Origin of the sequence: Thioclava sp. L04-15 (genome assembly GCF_002020275.1) — a bacterium.
Lineage (GTDB): Bacteria > Pseudomonadota > Alphaproteobacteria > Rhodobacterales > Rhodobacteraceae > Thioclava > Thioclava marina.
Window position 1 is genome coordinate 1 of sequence record NZ_MPZW01000028.1, and the last position, 1,236, is coordinate 1,236.

Here is a 1,236-nt window from a genome sequence, read left to right on the forward strand (position 1 = left end):
TGATCCGCACCCCAGAGCTCTACCGCCCTTAGGCAGAGTTTCCCGGCTTTGCTCAGGGTGACGGGCTGGTGACGCCCCCCGATTTCGTCAGCGTGATCGGGGCCTTGTTCCCGATCGCGCCGTGTGGCCGTTCCTCATTGTAGTATCTACGCCAAGCCTCCAACTTTTCGGCCGCATCCGCAAGGGTGAGGAACCAATGCTGGTTCAAGCACTCGGTCCGGAACCGGCCGTTGAACGCTTCGATGAATGCATTGTCGGTCGGCTTGCCGGGGCGCGAGAAGTCGAGGGTCACGCCACGCTGATAGGCCCAGAGGTCCATGTCGCGAGACACGAACTCGGTGCCCTGATCGACTCGGATAGTCTTCGGATAGCCTGTCTGTCGGCACACCCGGTCCAGCGTTGCGACCACATCCTCGCCGCGGTAGCTGAACCGGACATCGAGCACTGGCACGTAGCGTGAGAAGGTGTCGATGACTGTCAGAACCCTGAGCTTCTTGCCGGTCGCAAGCTGATCGTGAACAAAGTCCATTGCCCAGACGTCGTTCGGGCCGACCGCCTCGGCGCGGTCGTCACGCAGCTTGGCCTTCACACGGCGCTTCGGCGTCTTGTTCCTGAGTTGCAATCCCAACTCCCTGTAAATCCGATAGACTTTCTTGATGTTGATGTTCCAGCCCTCACGTTCGAGCAGGACGTGAACGCGCCGGTAGCCATACCGCACCCGCGTTTCACAGATCTCCCGGATCCGCTTGGCGACAGCAGCCTGATCGGCGCGGCGAGACTTGTAGTGAAACGTCGAACGGTCAAACCCCATAGCCCCACAGGCCTTTCGGATCGAGACCGCCCAATCGCTACACATCCCGCGAACCAGTTCGCGCTTGCGATCAGGCTTCAGAGCTTTCGGCGGATGACGTCTTGCAACATCTCCCGATCCAGCGTCAGGTCCGCGACGATCTTCTTCAACCTGGCGTTCTCATCCTCGAGCTGCTTCAGTCGTCGCATCTCGTCAGGCAGAAGGCCCGCGTATTTCTTCTTCCAACTGAAGTAGGTCGCCTGGCTGATCCCTGCCTTCCGACAGATCTCCGCGACCGGCGTGCCTTCCTCGCCTTGCTTCAAAATGAACGCCTTCTGCGCGTCCGAAAATTTGCTCGCCTTCATGCGATTCCACTCCTCTTCCAGCCAAGGAAGCGTAGCGGAAAACTCCAGCTTCAAACGGTCCAGTTTCCGGGGATCAGATCA

At 59.5% G+C, this 1,236-nt stretch carries 1 protein-coding gene; it reads right to left on the reverse strand.

Annotated features, from left to right (window positions below; translation table 11 throughout):
* Positions 1 to 52: 52 nt before the first annotated feature.
* A protein-coding gene (locus tag BMI90_RS18450) for an IS3 family transposase (protein WP_108722454.1) occupies positions 53 to 1,155 on the reverse strand; the annotation gives its coding sequence in 2 pieces (ribosomal slippage) (positions 53 to 894 and positions 894 to 1,155; 1,104 coding nt in all).
* Positions 1,156 to 1,236: the final 81 nt, after the last annotated feature.